12 protein-coding genes are annotated in these 15,918 nt (G+C 58.2%); 5 read left to right on the forward strand and 7 right to left on the reverse strand.

Annotated elements, in window-relative coordinates; translation table 11 throughout:
- Positions 1–2 precede the first annotated feature (2 nt).
- From nuoG to acnA, 7 genes are all read right to left on the reverse strand, one after another.
- Positions 3–2,768, reverse strand: coding sequence for an NADH-quinone oxidoreductase subunit NuoG (nuoG, locus tag FFI95_RS09510; RefSeq protein WP_144822164.1), 2,766 nt, complete (start codon positions 2,766–2,768; stop codon positions 3–5).
- Positions 2,768–4,120, reverse strand: a complete 1,353-nt coding sequence (gene nuoF, locus FFI95_RS09515) for an NADH-quinone oxidoreductase subunit NuoF (RefSeq protein ID WP_144822165.1) — start codon at positions 4,118–4,120, stop codon at positions 2,768–2,770. The genes nuoG and nuoF overlap by 1 nt, the downstream gene beginning before the upstream one ends.
- Complete coding sequence (gene nuoE / locus FFI95_RS09520; protein ID WP_144822166.1) at positions 4,117–4,632, reverse strand: NADH-quinone oxidoreductase subunit NuoE; 516 nt, start codon at positions 4,630–4,632, stop codon at positions 4,117–4,119. The genes nuoF and nuoE overlap by 4 nt, the downstream gene beginning before the upstream one ends.
- A gap of 2 nt (positions 4,633–4,634) precedes the next feature.
- Positions 4,635–6,425, reverse strand: coding sequence for an NADH-quinone oxidoreductase subunit C/D (nuoC, locus tag FFI95_RS09525; RefSeq protein WP_144822167.1), 1,791 nt, complete (start codon positions 6,423–6,425; stop codon positions 4,635–4,637).
- A gap of 48 nt (positions 6,426–6,473) precedes the next feature.
- Entirely contained in the window at positions 6,474–7,154 is a 681-nt protein-coding gene (locus tag FFI95_RS09530; protein WP_144822168.1) for a NuoB/complex I 20 kDa subunit family protein, read from the reverse strand.
- Between the two features lie 45 nt (positions 7,155–7,199).
- Positions 7,200–7,589, reverse strand: a complete 390-nt coding sequence (gene ndhC, locus FFI95_RS09535) for an NADH-quinone oxidoreductase subunit A (protein ID WP_144822169.1) — start codon at positions 7,587–7,589, stop codon at positions 7,200–7,202.
- A gap of 117 nt (positions 7,590–7,706) precedes the next feature.
- Positions 7,707–10,505 (reverse strand): aconitate hydratase, encoded by a 2,799-nt coding sequence (gene acnA / locus FFI95_RS09540; RefSeq protein ID WP_144822170.1) that lies wholly within the window; start codon positions 10,503–10,505, stop codon positions 7,707–7,709.
- Positions 10,506–10,680: 175 nt separating this feature from the next.
- Between acnA and FFI95_RS15540 the strand changes: the two genes are divergently transcribed.
- From FFI95_RS15540 to FFI95_RS09560, 5 genes are read left to right on the forward strand one after another with little or no spacing between them, the layout of a single operon-like run.
- Positions 10,681–10,806, forward strand: coding sequence for a hypothetical protein (locus tag FFI95_RS15540; protein ID WP_257535407.1), 126 nt, complete (start codon positions 10,681–10,683; stop codon positions 10,804–10,806).
- Positions 10,807–10,821: 15 nt separating this feature from the next.
- On the forward strand, positions 10,822–11,670 hold the full coding sequence (locus FFI95_RS09545; RefSeq protein WP_144822171.1) for a c-type cytochrome: 849 nt from the start codon (positions 10,822–10,824) through the stop codon (positions 11,668–11,670).
- Between the two features lie 50 nt (positions 11,671–11,720).
- Positions 11,721–13,058 (forward strand): cbb3-type cytochrome c oxidase subunit I, encoded by a 1,338-nt coding sequence (locus FFI95_RS09550; protein ID WP_144822172.1) that lies wholly within the window; start codon positions 11,721–11,723, stop codon positions 13,056–13,058.
- A 7-nt stretch (positions 13,059–13,065) separates the two neighbouring features.
- Positions 13,066–13,866: a CbbQ/NirQ/NorQ/GpvN family protein gene (locus FFI95_RS09555; RefSeq protein WP_144822173.1), complete on the forward strand. Its 801-nt coding sequence runs from the start codon at positions 13,066–13,068 to the stop codon at positions 13,864–13,866.
- Position 13,867: 1 nt separating this feature from the next.
- On the forward strand, positions 13,868–15,916 hold the full coding sequence (locus tag FFI95_RS09560) for a nitric oxide reductase activation protein NorD (protein WP_144822174.1): 2,049 nt from the start codon (positions 13,868–13,870) through the stop codon (positions 15,914–15,916).
- The last annotated feature ends 2 nt before the right edge of the window (positions 15,917–15,918 follow it).

Genomic DNA, 15,918 nt, shown 5'->3' on the forward strand with positions numbered 1-15,918 from the left:
GCTCATCCGCGCACCTCCTGATGAAGCTCATCGCTCTGAAGTCTTACCCAGTCGCCACTGCTGAACTCGCAGGTCAGTCCGGCGGGCAGGGTCACAACACCCCTGGGCAACTGCAGATCACAACGCAACGGCAAGGTCAGACGGGCATGCTCCGACTCCAGCGTCAGTGTTGCGCCCTGCTCTACGCCAAGCCGGGCGGCATCGTCTGCGCACAATCCCACACTCGGTATCTCGCCCGGTGCGGACGCACGCTCCACAATCGGCCCGGCGCGGGCAGAGGTTTCTTCACCGCCGAACAGTCTCGGCAACACCCACAACTGCCAGCGGTCAGGGATCGGCTCAAACGCCGATGGAATATTCTGAACGTAGTCAAAATTCCCGGGACGGGGCGCAACCAGGCGTACACCCGGATCACCGCCCTGTAAGTGTCCGCCCACCTGATCCGTGTATTTGTTCCAGGCCTGATGGGAGTTCCAGCCGGGCGCCCAGGCAAACGGCACCTCCATACGGGGTGGACTGAACCCGCTGTAGCCTTCCATTGAAAAGCTCAGAGGGGTGTCCGGGTCCGGGGGTGTGCGCGGTTCGCTTACCGAAAGATTTGCCCGCTGAGACGTGCGCCCGCTGTAGCGATGTGGTGCCCGGGCCAGCTTGACACCCTCAACGCGATAATCCGCCCCCGGGGCTGCGGCAATAATGTCAGCCAACTGCGGATGATTCCGGGCACAGGCCTCCGTCGCTTCATCCAGTGTGATGGGGCTGCTCTCGCCGCGGACCAGGCTGATGCGCAATGCATGCAGCCAACGCCAGCTTTCATGGATGCGGGACTCGGGGCGCAGATAGCGGGGGTCGTAAACCTGGAAAAACCGCTGAGCACGGCCTTCCAGATTAACCAGAGTACCATCGGCCTCCGCAAAGCTGGCCGCGGGCAACCCCAGTACACCCTGCTCCCAGGTACGGGTGCGCTGGTGATCCAGCACCACCATCCCGGACAGCCGCTGTAACGCCGCATCAACCCGCGCCTCTGGCAAGCGGGAATAAAGATCATTTTCCAATACGACCAAGGCGTCGGCACGGCCCTCTTCTATCTCCGCCATGGCCCACTCCAGTGGCTGGCCACCCAGCATGGCGAGGCCGGTGCTGTTGGCTTCCCTACGTATCAACATAAGGCCGGCCCGGCTGCTACGCCGCGACAATGCCCGGGCAATGCTGCCCGCAGCATCCAGTACCGCGGTTGACTGCAACGAGCCACCGCTGATCACCAGCGGCTTGTCGGCCGCCAGTAACTGACTTGCCACCGCCTTCGCTGCTTCAGCCAGAGGTGCCTCAAGGTCTGGCACCGGCGGTGCGTTGGCGTCGATGGCGTGGGCAATGGCAAAGCCCAGGCGGGCAATGTCAGCAGGAGCCAGTTGCCAGTGACCGGCACTGATGTCATCAAGGCCGGTGGCCGTCGGCCAGGCGATGTACAATGGGTGCCGGCTGTCCTGGGCGAGGGTTTTCACCGCTTCCGCGTTCCACACCGGAATGCCCCGTTCCTCTGCAAGATCGTTGCGCCGGGCCAGCGCCGCCTGGCGTACTGACAGTGCCAGACGCGCTGCGCTGTGTAACAGGTCTTCCCCCAGCACCAGTACGGCGTCGTGGGACTCCACCTCACGCGGTGTGGGCACGGGCAACCCGCAGGTGGCTTCCAGTTCAGCCATGCGCTCAAGGCAGGCCTGTTCGGCCGCATTGATACCACTGACAAAGTTATTCCGGCCCACCAGCTCCATCAGCTGATGGTTGCTCTCCAGACTGGCCCGGGGCGACCCAATACCGATGACCCGCCTGGCGCTGCGCAGAAAATCGGCACCCCGGTCCAGTGCCGGGTCCACTTCAAGCAGTACACGCTCATCCGCTTGCCCGTCCCGTCCGTCATTGCGCCATTCCGGCTGGCGCGGCCGGTCGGTGCGGTTCACATAGCCATAGCCAAAACGTCCACGATCACAGAGAAAATAGCGGTTCACCTCACCGTTATAGCGGTTCTCGATACGGCGGATTTCCCCATAACGCTCCCCCGGGCTGATGTTGCAGCCCACCGCGCACTGGTGGCAGACACTGGGCGCAAACAGCATGTCCCACTTACGCACATAGCGTTCGGAATGAGTTTGATCGGTAAATACCCCGGTGGGGCAGACTTCACTGAGGTTCCCGGAAAACGGGCTTTCCAGAACGCCTTCCTGGTGGCGCCCGAAATACAGATTATTATTGGCTCCGAATACCCCCAGATCCTCGCCGCCGGCGTAATCGTTATAAAACCGGACACAGCGGTAACAGTTGATGCAGCGGTTCATCTCATGGGCCAGGAACGGCCCCAGGTACTGGTTACGATGCGTGCGTTTACGAAAATCGTAACGGCGCCGGTCGTGGCCGGTCATCACCGTCATGTCCTGAAGATGGCAGTGCCCCCCTTCCTCACACACAGGGCAGTCATGGGGATGGTATGTCATCAGCCACTCCACCACGGCGGCCCGGAAGGTTCTGGCCTCTTCGTCGTCGATGGAAATCCAGCTGTTGTCTGTCGCGGGGGTCATGCAGGACATCACAATCTTGCCCTGAGTGTCGTTCTCATCCCGGTACTGTTTAACAGCACATTGCCGGCAGGCACCAATACTGTCCATGGCCGGGTGCCAGCAGAAATACGGAATATCCAGCCCCAGCGACAGGCAGGCGTGCAGCAGGTTGTCAGCCCCGTCTACTTCGTAGTCTCTACCGTCCACATAAATCGTCGCCATCAGCTCACCCCTTCCATTGATGCCTGGGCAATACCGGCTTCAAGCTCGGGACGAAAATGCCGGAGTCCGGACTCCAGCGGCATCATCGCCCCGGGTGCATGGGCGCAGAAGGTGCGCGGCGGATTCAGCCCCAGGGTGTGCTGCTCAAGTATGTCAATATACTCCGGCTTGCCTTCTCCGCGCTCAAGCGCCTGCAAAAGCTTGGCGGTCCACGGAAGGCCATCACGGCAGGGCGTACACCAGCCACAGGATTCCCGGGCAAAGAACTGCTCCAGATTGCGCAGCAAAGACACTATGCTCTGGCGGTCGCTCACCACCGCAAGCAGCCCTGTACCCAGACGGCTGCCGTACTGACCAATGGTGTCGAAGTCTAGGGGCAGATCAAGATGTTCCGGCAACAGAAAGCCGGTACTGCCGCCACCGGGCAGCCAGGCTTTCAGGGTATGGCCATCGCGCATGCCACCGGCCCGGTCAAGAATTTCCCGGCCCGGGGTACCAATAGGCAGCTCCCAGAGCCCGGGACGATTCACCAGTCCGGATACGCCATAAAGCTTGGTGCCGCCATCGTTGCTTAAACCACCGGAAAGCCCCTGGTACCAGTCAACGCCATGCTGCATAACACCCGGCGCGTTACACAGGGTTTCAACGTTATTCACAACGGTAGGTTTGCCCCAGGCACCCGCCTGGCCTGGAAATGGCGGCTTGGCTCTGGGGTTGGCCCGTTTGCCTTCCAACGAGTTGATCAGCGCGGTTTCTTCACCACAGATGTAGCGCCCGGCACCCGTATGCAACGCAATATCAAAATCAAAACCACTACCGGCAATATTGCGCCCCAGCAGCCCTGCCTGCTGAGCTTCCTCAATGGCCTGTGCAAGTGAGCGGGCAGCCTCTTTATACTCGCCACGCAGAAAGATATAGCCGTAACAGGAGCGGTTGGCATAGCCGGCGATAATCATGCCTTCAATCAACAGGTGTGGCTGCTGCTCCAGCAATAACCGGTCTTTGAACGTGCCCGGCTCCATTTCATCGGCGTTGCAGACAAGATAGCCACGGGGCAGGTGGTCCCCCACCTGAGTCAGGCTCCATTTCAGGCCTGCAGAAAAGCCGCCACCGCCCCGGCCTCGTACATTTGCCTCTTTCATGGCGCTTATCACATCATCCGGCGAACGCTGCTCAAGGGTACGAAGGGCGGCCTCATACCCCTGCTTGTCACGATACTCGTCAAGCTGGATACACGTTCCATCGTCCCGCAGCCGCCAGGTCAGCGGGTGCGTTTCGGCGCGGCGCTCATCAGCGCTCTGGCGCAACTGACAGTGATAACGCAAACGCGATGTATCCGGTATCGCACTCATGGATACGCCTCCAGAAGTTCATCCAGATCCTCTGCCGCAATCGGGCCAAAGGTATCGTCGTTAATCATCATCGCCGGGCCCCGGTCGCAGGCCCCCAGACAACACACCGGCAGCAGGGTAAAACGACCATCCTCTGTGGTCTGCCCATAGCCAATCCCCAGCCGCTCCCGGAGCGCTTCGCTCAACGCCTCGTAGCCCGTCAGAAAACAGGAACTGCTGTCACACAGCAAAATGACATGGCGCCCCACCGGCTGACGAAAAATCAGGCTGTAGAACGTCGCCACGCCTTCCACGTCTCCGGCCCCTACCCCGAGTGTCTCAGCAATGGCAACAATCGCCCCGTCGGGCACCCAGCCGTGGCGGCGCTGTACAATTTTAAGTGCCTCGATGCACGCGGCCTGGGGTTGCTCATAATGTGCACGTTCGGTGAGCATCGCCTGCCTGTCCTCTGCATGCAGTTCAAAACCATCGCCGTCAGTGGCGATACGACGAGCCAGACTTGTATCCGCCATAATTAACGATCCACATCCGCCATTACAAAATCGAGACTGCCCAGGTGCGCAATCAGATCCGGCACAAACCCGCCGCGCATCAGATCCGGTATCTGTTGCAGGTGCGGAAAGCTCGGCGTACGAATGCGCGTGCGGTAGCTCATGGTGCTGCCATCACTGGTCAGGTAATAACTGTTGATACCCTTGGTAGCCTCAACCATCTGCAAGGACTCATTGGCGGGCAGCACCGGCCCCCAGGACACCTGTAAAAAGTGGGTGATCAGGGTTTCTATGTGTTCAAGCATGCGCTCCCGCGGTGGCGGCGTGGTGAGCGGGTGGTCCGCTTTATAATCACCTTCGGGCATGTTGTTCACACACTGCTGCAGGATTTTCACACTCTGGCGCATTTCTTCGATACGCAGCTGGCCGCGATCAAACGCATCGCCGTTGCTGCCCAGGGGTACCTCGAAATCGAAATTCTCGTAACCGGAATACGGGCGTTGCTTACGCAGGTCGAAGTCACAGCCGGTGGCCCGCAGGTTAGGCCCGGTTACGCCCCAGTCCAGAGCATTGGCGGTATCAAACGCGGCAATGTGCCGGGTCCGGTCCCGGACCATGGAGTTTTCCATCATCACTTTTTCGTACTCGTTGAGCCGGGCTGGCATCCAGTCAACAAAACCCTGCACCAGCTTGTCCCAACCCTTGGGCAGGTCCTGCATCAGCCCGCCAATGCGAAACCAGGCCGGGTGCATCCGGAAACCGGTGATGGCCTCAATCACCTCATAGCCCTTCTGGCGATCGGTGAAGGTATAAAACACCGGCGACATGGCGCCCAGGTCCTGCAAATAAGTGCCCAGAAACAGCAAATGGCTGGTAATGCGAAACAGCTCCGACATCATCACCCGCACTGTCTGGATACGTGCGGTTACTTCTATACCAGCCAGTTTCTCCACCGCCATTACATAAGGAAGGTTGTTCATCACGCCGCCCACGTAATCGATGCGGTCAGTGTAAGGAATGAAGCTGTGCCAGGACTGGCGCTCGGCCATTTTCTCCGCACCGCGATGGTGATAGCCAATATCCGGCACGCAGTCGATAATCTCTTCACCATCAAGCTGTAGGACAATTCGGAAGGCACCGTGGGCCGAGGGGTGGTTGGGGCCCAGGTTGAGAAACATGAACTCAGTGCTTTCGCTCTGGCGCTGCATGCCCCAGTCTTCAGGCTGGAACTGCATGGCCTCCTGCTCACGCTCCTGGCTTTCCACCGTCATTTCGTAGGGGTCGACTTCCGTTGCCCGGGCGTGGTGATCCTTGCGCAGCGGATGCCCGTTCCAGGTAGGCGGCATCAGAATACGGGACAGGTTGGGGTGACCCTCAAAACGAACGCCGTACATATCCCAGACTTCGCGCTCATACCAGTTGGCATTGCGATAAACCGGGGTAACAGTAGGCAGTGACAGGTCGCGCTCGGAAAGCGCTACCTTAAGCAGAATATCGCGGTTGCCGGACACTGACAGCAGTTGGTAGAAAACCGTAAAGTCCGACTCGGGTAAACCGTGGCGGCGGCTGCGCAGGCGCTCATCGATAGCCGACAGATCAAACAGCATCTCAAAAGGATGCTCAGGCAGCTGGCGCAGGGTTGTCAGCACATCCACCAGAGCGCCCCGACTCACCCACAACACAGGCATGCCGGTCAACGTGCCCTGCTCATGTAATAGCTGGCCACCAAACTGCTCCCGCAGTTGCGCCACCAGCAGGCTGTTGTGCTGACCATCTGCCCGTACTGTGCTGTTATCGGCTGTATCAACGCTCATTCTGGCGGAACCCCTCCTTCCTGAAATGCTGAAACCGTATATAACCTGTCAGATGCTGTCTGGCGTGCGTAACTCCGTTACCTGAATACGCCGATCGCGATGTTTTTCCCGCTGAGAAGGCATTTCCGCACGGTATACGCCCTGATCTCCCACCACCCAGGACAGGGGGCGCCGCTCTTCCTGAATCGAATCCTGCAATAATTGCAGCCCCTGCAGGAACGCCTCCGGGCGTGGCGGGCAACCGGGTACATACACATCCACCGGCAAAAACTTGTCGACGCCTTGCACCACCGAATAAATGTCGTACATACCGCCGGAATTGGCGCAGGAACCCATGGAGATCACCCATTTGGGCTCCAGCATCTGATCGTAGAGTTGCTGGATAACCGGCGCCATTTTCACAAAACAGGTGCCGGCAATAACCATGAAATCCGCCTGGCGCGGGGATGCCCGGATAACCTCTGCCCCGAAACGCGCAACGTCATGGGGCGCTGTAAACGCTGTGGTCATTTCCACATAGCAACAGGACAGTCCGAAGTTATAAGGCCACAGGGAATGCTTGCGGCCCCAGTTCACCGTTGAGTTCAGTACCTCATCAAGTTTGCCGGTGAATACGCTCCGATGAACCTGCTGCTGCATCGGATCGTCAACACGTTCACGCTTTTCCAGTGGATAGCGTTCATTCTCTGCAGCTAATGCATCTTCGACCCGAGTCAGGGTATAGGTCATGAAATGCCTCCGGACGGAAAAACAACAAGGCTGGCTGTGGGTGTATTACTTGGGTTTCGGAGCCCAGTCCAGGGCACCGACACGGCGGTCATAAACCAGCCCCGCCAGCAAAATGAAGATAAAGACCGCGGCTCCCCAAAAGCCGCTCCAGCCCACCTCACGTACAGATATTGCCCACGCAAACAGAAACATGGCTTCTATATCAAAAATAACGAAGAGCATGGCAACGAGATAAAACTGGATGGAAAAACGCTGGCGGGCGCTGCCCGTGCCGACAATACCACTCTCAAAGGGAAGCCCTTTGCTGGGCCCTTTACTGCGTCCACCAAGCAGCGCAGATGCACCCAGCATGAACACGCACAGGCCGATGACGGCTACGACAAATAGCCCAATGGCCCAGTATTCCGCAATCAACGCTGTTGTATCCGGTTGCATAGGCCTCCTGAACATCGCTTCGGAGTAATCCGCTGACAATGACCAACTCCCTTAAACTTAGTGGATATCCGGGAGTTGTCAAAGAGCCCACCCTAAAAACTTAGGACCTGCAACAAGTTACAGCAACTGCCGCAACACGTACGGCAAAATCCCCCCGTGAAGGTAGTAGTCAGCTTCGGCCGGAGTGTCGATGCGCACAACAGCGTCGAACGTTTGAGTCTGACCCTCCGGGCTGGTTGCTGTTACCTGCACCGCCTGCGTTGGCACGTCGGTTCCTGCCAGGCCGGTAATGCTGAAGGTCTCTTCACCGGTTAAACCGAGGGATTTGGCACTCTCCCCTTTCGGGAATTGCAATGGCATTACCCCCATTCCTATCAGGTTAGAACGGTGAATACGCTCGTAGGACTCAGCAATCACCGCGCGTACGCCCAGCAACGCGGTACCTTTGGCTGCCCAGTCGCGGGATGAGCCGGAGCCATACTCTTTACCAGCGAGAATCACTAACGGTGTACCAGCCTCAGCGTAGTTCTCAGACGCCTCGTAGATAGTGGAGACAGGGCCATCACTACGAGTGAAATCACGGGTAAAACCACCCTCCGTGTCAGGTGCCAGCAGATTGCGCAAACGCACGTTAGCAAAGGTTCCGCGAATCATTACCTCGTGATTGCCGCGGCGGGCACCGTAGGAGTTAAAGTCTTTGCGCTCGACGCCCTGCTCCCTGAGATAACGCCCTGCCGGCGACTCTGGCGCAATTGCCCCGGCGGGACTGATGTGGTCGGTGGTCACCGAATCGCCCAGCAGCGCCAGCACGCGCGCATCGGTAATGTCCGTCAGGGGTTCCGGGTCAGACTTCATATTGTCGAAGAAAGGAGGTTTGCGTACATAAGTGGAGTCTGGCTGCCACTCAAAGGTGTCGCCTTCCGGCACATCCATGCCCTGCCAGCGCTCATCGCCGGCGTAGACGTCTGCGTAGCCCTCGGTGAACATCTCCGCATGCAGGTTTTCTGCAATCGTGCTCTCGATGGTTTTCGGAGAGGGCCAGATGTCGTGCAGGTAAACCGGCTCGCCATCAAATCCGGTCCCCAGCGGCTCTGTTGTGAGGTTAACGTGTAAACTCCCCACTAATGCATATGCAACCACCAGCGGCGGTGAAGCCAGGAAATTCATCCGGACTTCAGGGTGAATCCGGCCTTCAAAGTTTCGGTTGCCCGAGAGCATTGAGCACACCGTCAGGTCGTTGTCGTTAATCGCAGCGCTGACCTCAGGAATCAGCGGTCCGGAGTTCCCGATGCAAGTGGTGCAACCATAACCGACCAGGTGAAAACCCAATGCCTCCAGATAAGGGGTAAGCCCTGCGCGCTCGATGTAATCCGTGACCACCCGTGAACCGGGCGCCAGAGAAGTCTTGACCCAGGGCTTGGTGACCAGCCCTTTCTCGACGGCGTTTTTAGCCAGCAAGGCCGCACCGATCATCACCGATGGGTTGGATGTGTTGGTACACGAGGTGATTGCAGCGATAACCACTGAGCCATGATCAATATCGAAACGGGTGCCATCTGCAAGCGTTACCGGCACAGGGTCCGGTTTCCAGGGTGCCACCTCGCAACTGTCGTCCGCCAGTGAGTGTGGCGCATCAGTGGGGTCATCATGGGCGAGGGAAATCGGGTCACTGGCGGGAAACGAGCCATCAGACGCGGCATCCAGCCCTACCTTGAGGGCTTCAGCCTGAGACTGGCCGGCCAGCAATGCACACACTGCATTGGGGGCAATCCGCAAGGGCACACGATCCTGCGGCCGTTTCGGCCCGGCAAGCGACGGTTCTACCGTTGCCAGATCAAGCTCTACCGTTTGCGAATATTCAGCTTCCCGTTCCGGATCATGCCACAGCCCCTGTTCCCTGGCATAGGCTTCAACCAGACGAATCTGGTGTTCAGGCCGGCCCGTCAAACGAAGGTAAGCGAGTGTTTCCTCATCAATCGGGAACATCGCGCAGGTAGAGCCGTATTCCGGGCTCATGTTACCGATGGTGGCACGGTTGGCCAGCGGAACGTTCGCAACACCCGGGCCATAAAATTCTACGAACTTACCCACTACCCCTGTACGGCGCAGCAGCTCGGCAACGGTCAGTACCAGATCGGTGGCCGTGGTGCCTGGCTGTAATTCGCCGGTAAGCTTGAACCCGAGAACCTCGGGCATAAGCATGCTCACCGGTTGGCCGAGCATCGCCGCTTCGGCTTCTATGCCCCCGACACCCCACCCGAGCACGCCCAGGCCATTAACCATGGGGGTGTGAGAGTCTGTTCCGACGAGGGTATCCGGATAGGCCAGAGTCCCTTCAGGAGTATCGCGAGTGAAGACCACGCGGGAGAGGTATTCCAGGTTAACCTGATGACAAATACCAGTATCCGGTGGCACCACGCTGAAATCATCCAGAGTCTGCGCTCCCCAGCGCAGAAGCTGATAACGTTCAGCGTTGCGTTCAAATTCCAGGGCCGCGTTGGTCAGATACGCATCAGGCTGACCAAACACGTCAACGATCACTGAGTGGTCAATCACCAGTTCGGTGGGGATCAGCGGATTGATGCGCCGGGCATCACCGCCCAGGCTGCCCATTGCATCACGCATGGCCACAAGATCCACAACACAGGGCACGCCGGTAAAATCCTGCATCAGCACACGTGCCGGCGTGTATTGTATCTCCTGTTCCTCAACATGCTTTGGCTGCCACTTGGCAAGTGCCTCAATCTGCCGGGCGGTAATCCGCTTGCCGTCTTCATTGCGCAGCAGGTTTTCAAGCAGAACCTTCAGGCTAAAGGGTAACCGGGCCGTACCCTCGACACGGTCAAGCCGATGAATAATATAGGTTTTGTCATCAACGGTGAGCTGATCGCGGGTACTGAAGCTGTCAGATGTCATGGGGACGCCCTCCACAGGGTGGCTAAACTCCCGATAACAGTCAGCGTAGCAGTAAAACTTAAAACTGCCACCGAAAAAACCTCCCAGAACCTGAAATTCTGCAAAAGCCTGCTACGTTTAATAGCACTGAGCAAACGTCAAACCCTGTTAAACCGAATCGTTGGGAGAGAGCAGAATGTCACTGAAAAAACTCTACGCACCCATGCGCATCGTAAGTTTTGTAGTGTTGGGCCTGATGCTGCTAGCGGTACTTTATGCCTTCACCATGGCTATTCTGCACTGGACCGGAATCGCAGTCTGAGGAGGGTGCACAGCGATGACTAACAGACAAGGCAGACTCTTCGCAATTGGCTCCACGGCTGTGGCGGCCATTTTATTTCTGGTTATGACTCTGGATAGCCATCGACAATTTCCCGAGCTCACCAACGCAGAAAACATCACCCCGGAAGTCACTCATGGCAAGGATGTATGGCATAAATACAACTGTATTAACTGCCACACACTCTTTGGCGAAGGTGCTTATTATGCGCCGGACCTGACCAAAATCGCCAAACACCGCGGTGATCCTTACCTGCACGCGTACATGCGCGATCCGTCGAAATTCTACAATGAGCAGAAACACCGGCGGCTGATGCCCAAACAGGATCTCAGCGAAAAGGAAATCAAGGACCTGGTGACGTTTCTGGGCTGGGTCAGTGAGGTGGATAACCAGGGCTGGCCACCCCGGCCGATACTGGTTACCGGCGGCATGACTACCCCGACAACCATGGGTGGTGAAGGCGAAATCACCGATGCAGACGCAGCCAGCGTTACCCCTGTGGACAGTGGCAGCGACCCCCGGGCTTTGGGCGAACAGTTATTTTCTACGGCTGTCCCCACCTGTAAAGCCTGCCACTCTCTGACCCCGGGCGCCGATGGCGCGGGTCCGAGCCTGGGAGGCCTGGTCACCCGTACCAAAAAACTCCTGGAAAGTGGCGACTATCAAGGTGAGGCAACCGATGTGGAAAGCTACTTGCACGAGTCTATCGTCAGCCCCTCTGCCCACGTGGTGCCCGGCGATATGTATTCGGCTGGCAGCACTTCCTTCATGCCCGCCAGTTATGCCGATAGCCTGAGTGAGAAAGAAATAGACCAGTTGGTTGCGTTTCTCGCCACCCTGAAATAACACCTGGCGTCTGCCGCCCCTGTGCGGCAGTAAACAGACGGAGAACGACAATGCGCTATAAGTCCCAGTCAGTCGCTTATTGGTATTTTGCCGTAGCCATGGTGCTGTTCGGCTTACAGTTGGTGTTCGGCCTGCTGTCGGCGGCTAAATATCTAGGCCCGGACCCCTTGCTGTATATTCTGCCCTTTGATGTCACCAAGATGATTCACACCAATCTTCTGATCGTCTGGGTGCTCACCGGCTTTATGGGTGCCACTTACTGGCTGATCCCCGACGAATCACGCACGGAGCTGCACAGTGTCAAGCTGGCGTATGTTCAGCTGGTACTCTGGACACTGATGGGTGTTGCCACCATTTTCGGCTATTTCTTCCGCTACGGTACCGGCAACAAGCTGCTGGAGCAGCCACTGCCCAGCAAGATCGTGATTGTTATCTGCATGCTGATCTTCCTGTACAACATTGGCATGACTATAAAAAAAGCCGGCCGCTTCACCACCACCGAAGGGGTCCTGGTACTCGGGCTGGTCAGTTCGGCGGTGCTGTTTTTCCCAGCACTGCTGGAGTATGGCAACTACACCGTTTCTATTTTCTACCGCTGGTGGACCATTCACCTCTGGGTAGAAGGCGTGTGGATGATGATCCTGGGCGGCTTCCTTGCCTATTTGCTGATCCGCCTGTCAGGCGCGGACCGGGAAGTTATGGAAAAATGGCTGTACGTCATCGTCGGCCTGGTGTTTCTGGCCGGTATTATCGGCACAGCCCACCACTACTACTGGGTTGGCGTACCTTATTACTGGTTGCCGATTGGCGGCTTCTTCAGCGCGCTTGAGCCGCTGGCCATCGTGGGTATGGCAATGTACGCCTATGGCGCCATGCGCCGCTCGGGGTTGTCCCACCCCAACGTGCTGGCCCTGCACTGGACGCTGGGCTGTGCCATCTTCACGCTGTTTGGTGCCGGCCTGCTGGGCCTGGCGCACACCTGGCCGAGCATAAACAAGTGGACTCACGGCACGTTGATTACCGCCATGCACGGCCATGCCGCCTTTTATGGTGCCTATGCCATGATCGTTCTGGCGATGATCACCTACGCCTTACCGTCGCTTACCCACCCTCGCGAGAATGACAGCAACGTTATTGGTTACTGGTCATTCTGGTTGCAGCTGGCGGGTATGTTTGGCATGACTCTGTCCTTTGCCACCGCCGGGATCGGCCAGGTGTATCTGGAACGCATCATGGGTATGGGGTACCTGGATGCGCAGCTGAAAATCCAGATTCACTTTATTATGCTGATCGCGTCTGCCACGCTGTTCACCGCCGGTGTCGGCCTGTTTATTTTCGACTTCTTCCGCCGCCGGCCGCGCTTTGAAGTTGAAGAGTCAGGGAGTTAATCAAAGTATGCATGAGCTGGCATCAATGCCGTCCACAGAGCCCTGGTACCAGCCCACTGGCAACGAAGTTGCGCTGTTTGAACAGTGCCATGAACGCCGTATGGCCGTTATGCTGAAGGGGCCTACAGGGTGTGGTAAAACACGCTTTGTTGAGCATATGGCCTGGCGCTTGCAGCGGCCTCTGATCACCATTGCCTGCCATGATGATCTGGCCGCCAGTGACCTGATCGGGCGCTACCTGATTCAGCATAACGGGACCGTCTGGCAGGACGGTCCATTAACCCGGGCTGTGCGCCAGGGCGCCATTTGTTATCTCGATGAGGTAGTGGAAGCTCGCCAGGACACAGTGGTGGTACTCCACGCCCTGTCTGACCATCGGCGTATGCTTCCTATCGACAAGACCGGGGAGAACCTGGAAGCCGCCCCCGGTTTTCAGCTGGTTGTATCCTACAACCCCGGCTATCAACGTATGCTCAAAGATCTGAAACCCAGTACACGCCAGCGCTTTGTCGCCATGGACCTGGATTTCCCGAGCGCCGAGAACGAAGCCCGGATTGTGCACCATGAAAGCAACGTTGATCTGGCAACCGCCCGTGGCCTGGTCAGCCTGGCCGAACGCATACGGAAACTGCGTGACCGCGGTCTGGCCGAAGTGCCCAGCACGCGCCTGCTGATATCCGCGGCCATTCTGATTGCCAACGGTATCCCGCCACGGGAAGCCTGCTACGCAGGCATTGTTTCACCGCTGACCGATGAGCCGTCGATGACCAGTGCGCTGCGCGACCTGGTCAACGGCACGTTTGTCTGAAATGGCCGAACCCGAAGACCTTCTCAGCGATGCCGCGCGCCACGCAACCATATACACCCAAAAGCTGTGGCGCCGGTATCGGCCACTTCCGGCCGGGCCGCCTACGGCATTGCTCGCTGATATAGCATCGCGCCTGGACCTGCTGATTATTGCCATCACCGGGCAAAGCTACAACCTGCGTGTAGCACAGCATCCCGCCCATCCCACGTTTCTCTCGCGGGTATTCCGACGTGTCCAGGCGCCCTGGCTGACACAACCTGTGCCGGCAACGAATGGCAGGCACCTGTGGCTGCCAGCTGATTCTGGCATAGAAGACATCAGCTACGGCAACGAACTCTACCGGGTAATGGCCCTGCAACAGGCAATGCGCGCCGAACGCGGCAGCGCGGAACCCCCACGGCCCTTTACCTCACCCACGCACGCAGATGTCTATCTGTTGCTCGAAGCCTGGGCCGCTGATGCCGCACTGCTGCACCAACTCCCGGGCATGCAGGAATCGATACACCAATTGCGACGGTTTGCACTCCAAAAGCGCCCTCCCCTGGAGACATTCTCCCTGCCCCGTCGCCCTCTGGAACGCTGGCTACGCCGGTTACTGGAAAGCCAGGTTACTGCCCGTACCGTCCCCCTGAGCGACAGCCCGGCACAGTCGTATTGGCTGGCTGAGGAGTTGATACACAGCCAGAAACTGTTACCCGGCAACCCACAGACGCGCAAACACACACCTGGGGATGCGCCTTTGCTGAAAGACTGGTGGACCGGAGAGCTACGCTCCCCGGAGGTCACCAGCGCGGTCGAGACAACTGAAACCGAAGAACCACCCGACGACCCGACAACGTCTCCTCCCGGCAGCAGCCGCCTGCCCCGCCGCCCTGAAGTTCGGGAAGCTACCGAGGATGAAGACAATGACAATGACGACCCGGGTATCTTCATGGTTCAGCCCGACGAACCTCATCAGCAGGCTGAGGACCCTCTGGGCCTGAACCGGCCGATTGACCGGGACGAAGACACCAGCGCAGATGAATTTGGCGACATGCTGTCGGACCTGCCGGAAGCGCGCCTGATCTCAACCCCGGGGTCGCCGAAAGAAGTCCTGATCACCGATGACCCACCCGATACCAATACCGCCATGCAATTACGCAGGGCAGTAAAAGAAGAGCGGGGTATTCGGTACCCCGAATGGGATTACCGCTCTCAGGCCTACCGGGACCCTGGCGCGACAGTACGGGTGCTGCCCAATCTGCCCGGCACCCAATCCTGGGTAGACAATACCCTGGATGAACACCGCTCATTGCTGAACCAGATCCGCCGGAACTTTGAAATGCTCAGCGCCCGACGTGTTACCCGGCGCAAACAACTGGATGGGGACGAAATAGACCTCAACGCCTGGATTGAAAGCTACGCCGACTTTCACGCCGGCGGAACCCTATCGGAAGCTCTTTACCAGACCCGCCGCACAGCTGAACGGGATCTTGCAATTACCCTGCTCATAGATGTCAGCGGCTCAACGGATAGCTGGGTTGCCGCGAACCGACGGATTATTGATGTGGAGCGCGAAGCGCTGTTGCTGGTGTGTATCGCTCTTGAGGGTATGGGTGAACCCTATGCGGTTCAGGCCTTTTCCGGCGAGGGACCGGATACCGTTATTGTTCGTGAACTGAAACGCTTTGATGAGCCGTACAGCAATGATATTGCTTTGCGTATCAGCGCACTGGAACCCGAGCGCTATACCCGTGCCGGGGCCGCGATCCGCCACTCCACACAGGCTCTGATGCAACAGCCCGCGGCTCACCGCCTGCTGTTATTTCTTTCGGATGGCAAACCTAACGACAAAGACGAATATGAAGGTCAATATGGCGTGGAGGATATGCGCCAGGCCGTAACCGAAGCTACGCTGCAGGGAATCTCCGCCTTCTGCCTGACCATTGACCGCCAGGCCCCCGGCTACCTGCCGCGCATCTTCGGCGCCAATCAATACGCACTGTTACCGCGTCCGGAACTGTTGCCGACTGCGCTTCTGGATTGGCTGAAACGGCTGGTTATTCATTAAAC

It is taken from the genome of Marinobacter piscis (genome assembly GCF_007671655.1).
Lineage (GTDB): Bacteria > Pseudomonadota > Gammaproteobacteria > Pseudomonadales > Oleiphilaceae > Marinobacter > Marinobacter piscensis.

Coding starts and splice junctions, on each gene's coding strand:
- nuoG (WP_144822164.1), bottom strand. CDS start 2,768: ATGGCGACGATTTATGTGGACGGTAGAGACTACGAAGTAGACGGGGCT.
- nuoF (WP_144822165.1), bottom strand. CDS start 4,120: ATGAGTGCGATACCGGATACATCGCGTTTGCGTTATCACTGTCAGTTG.
- nuoE (WP_144822166.1), bottom strand. CDS start 4,632: ATGGCGGATACAAGTCTGGCTCGTCGTATCGCCACTGACGGCGATGGT.
- nuoC (WP_144822167.1), bottom strand. CDS start 6,425: ATGAGCGTTGATACAGCCGATAACAGCACAGTACGGGCAGATGGTCAG.
- FFI95_RS09530 (WP_144822168.1), bottom strand. CDS start 7,154: ATGACCTATACCCTGACTCGGGTCGAAGATGCATTAGCTGCAGAGAAT.
- ndhC (WP_144822169.1), bottom strand. CDS start 7,589: ATGCAACCGGATACAACAGCGTTGATTGCGGAATACTGGGCCATTGGG.
- acnA (WP_144822170.1), bottom strand. CDS start 10,505: ATGACATCTGACAGCTTCAGTACCCGCGATCAGCTCACCGTTGATGAC.
- FFI95_RS15540 (WP_257535407.1), top strand. CDS start 10,681: ATGTCACTGAAAAAACTCTACGCACCCATGCGCATCGTAAGTTTTGTA.
- FFI95_RS09545 (WP_144822171.1), top strand. CDS start 10,822: ATGACTAACAGACAAGGCAGACTCTTCGCAATTGGCTCCACGGCTGTG.
- FFI95_RS09550 (WP_144822172.1), top strand. CDS start 11,721: ATGCGCTATAAGTCCCAGTCAGTCGCTTATTGGTATTTTGCCGTAGCC.
- FFI95_RS09555 (WP_144822173.1), top strand. CDS start 13,066: ATGCATGAGCTGGCATCAATGCCGTCCACAGAGCCCTGGTACCAGCCC.
- FFI95_RS09560 (WP_144822174.1), top strand. CDS start 13,868: ATGGCCGAACCCGAAGACCTTCTCAGCGATGCCGCGCGCCACGCAACC.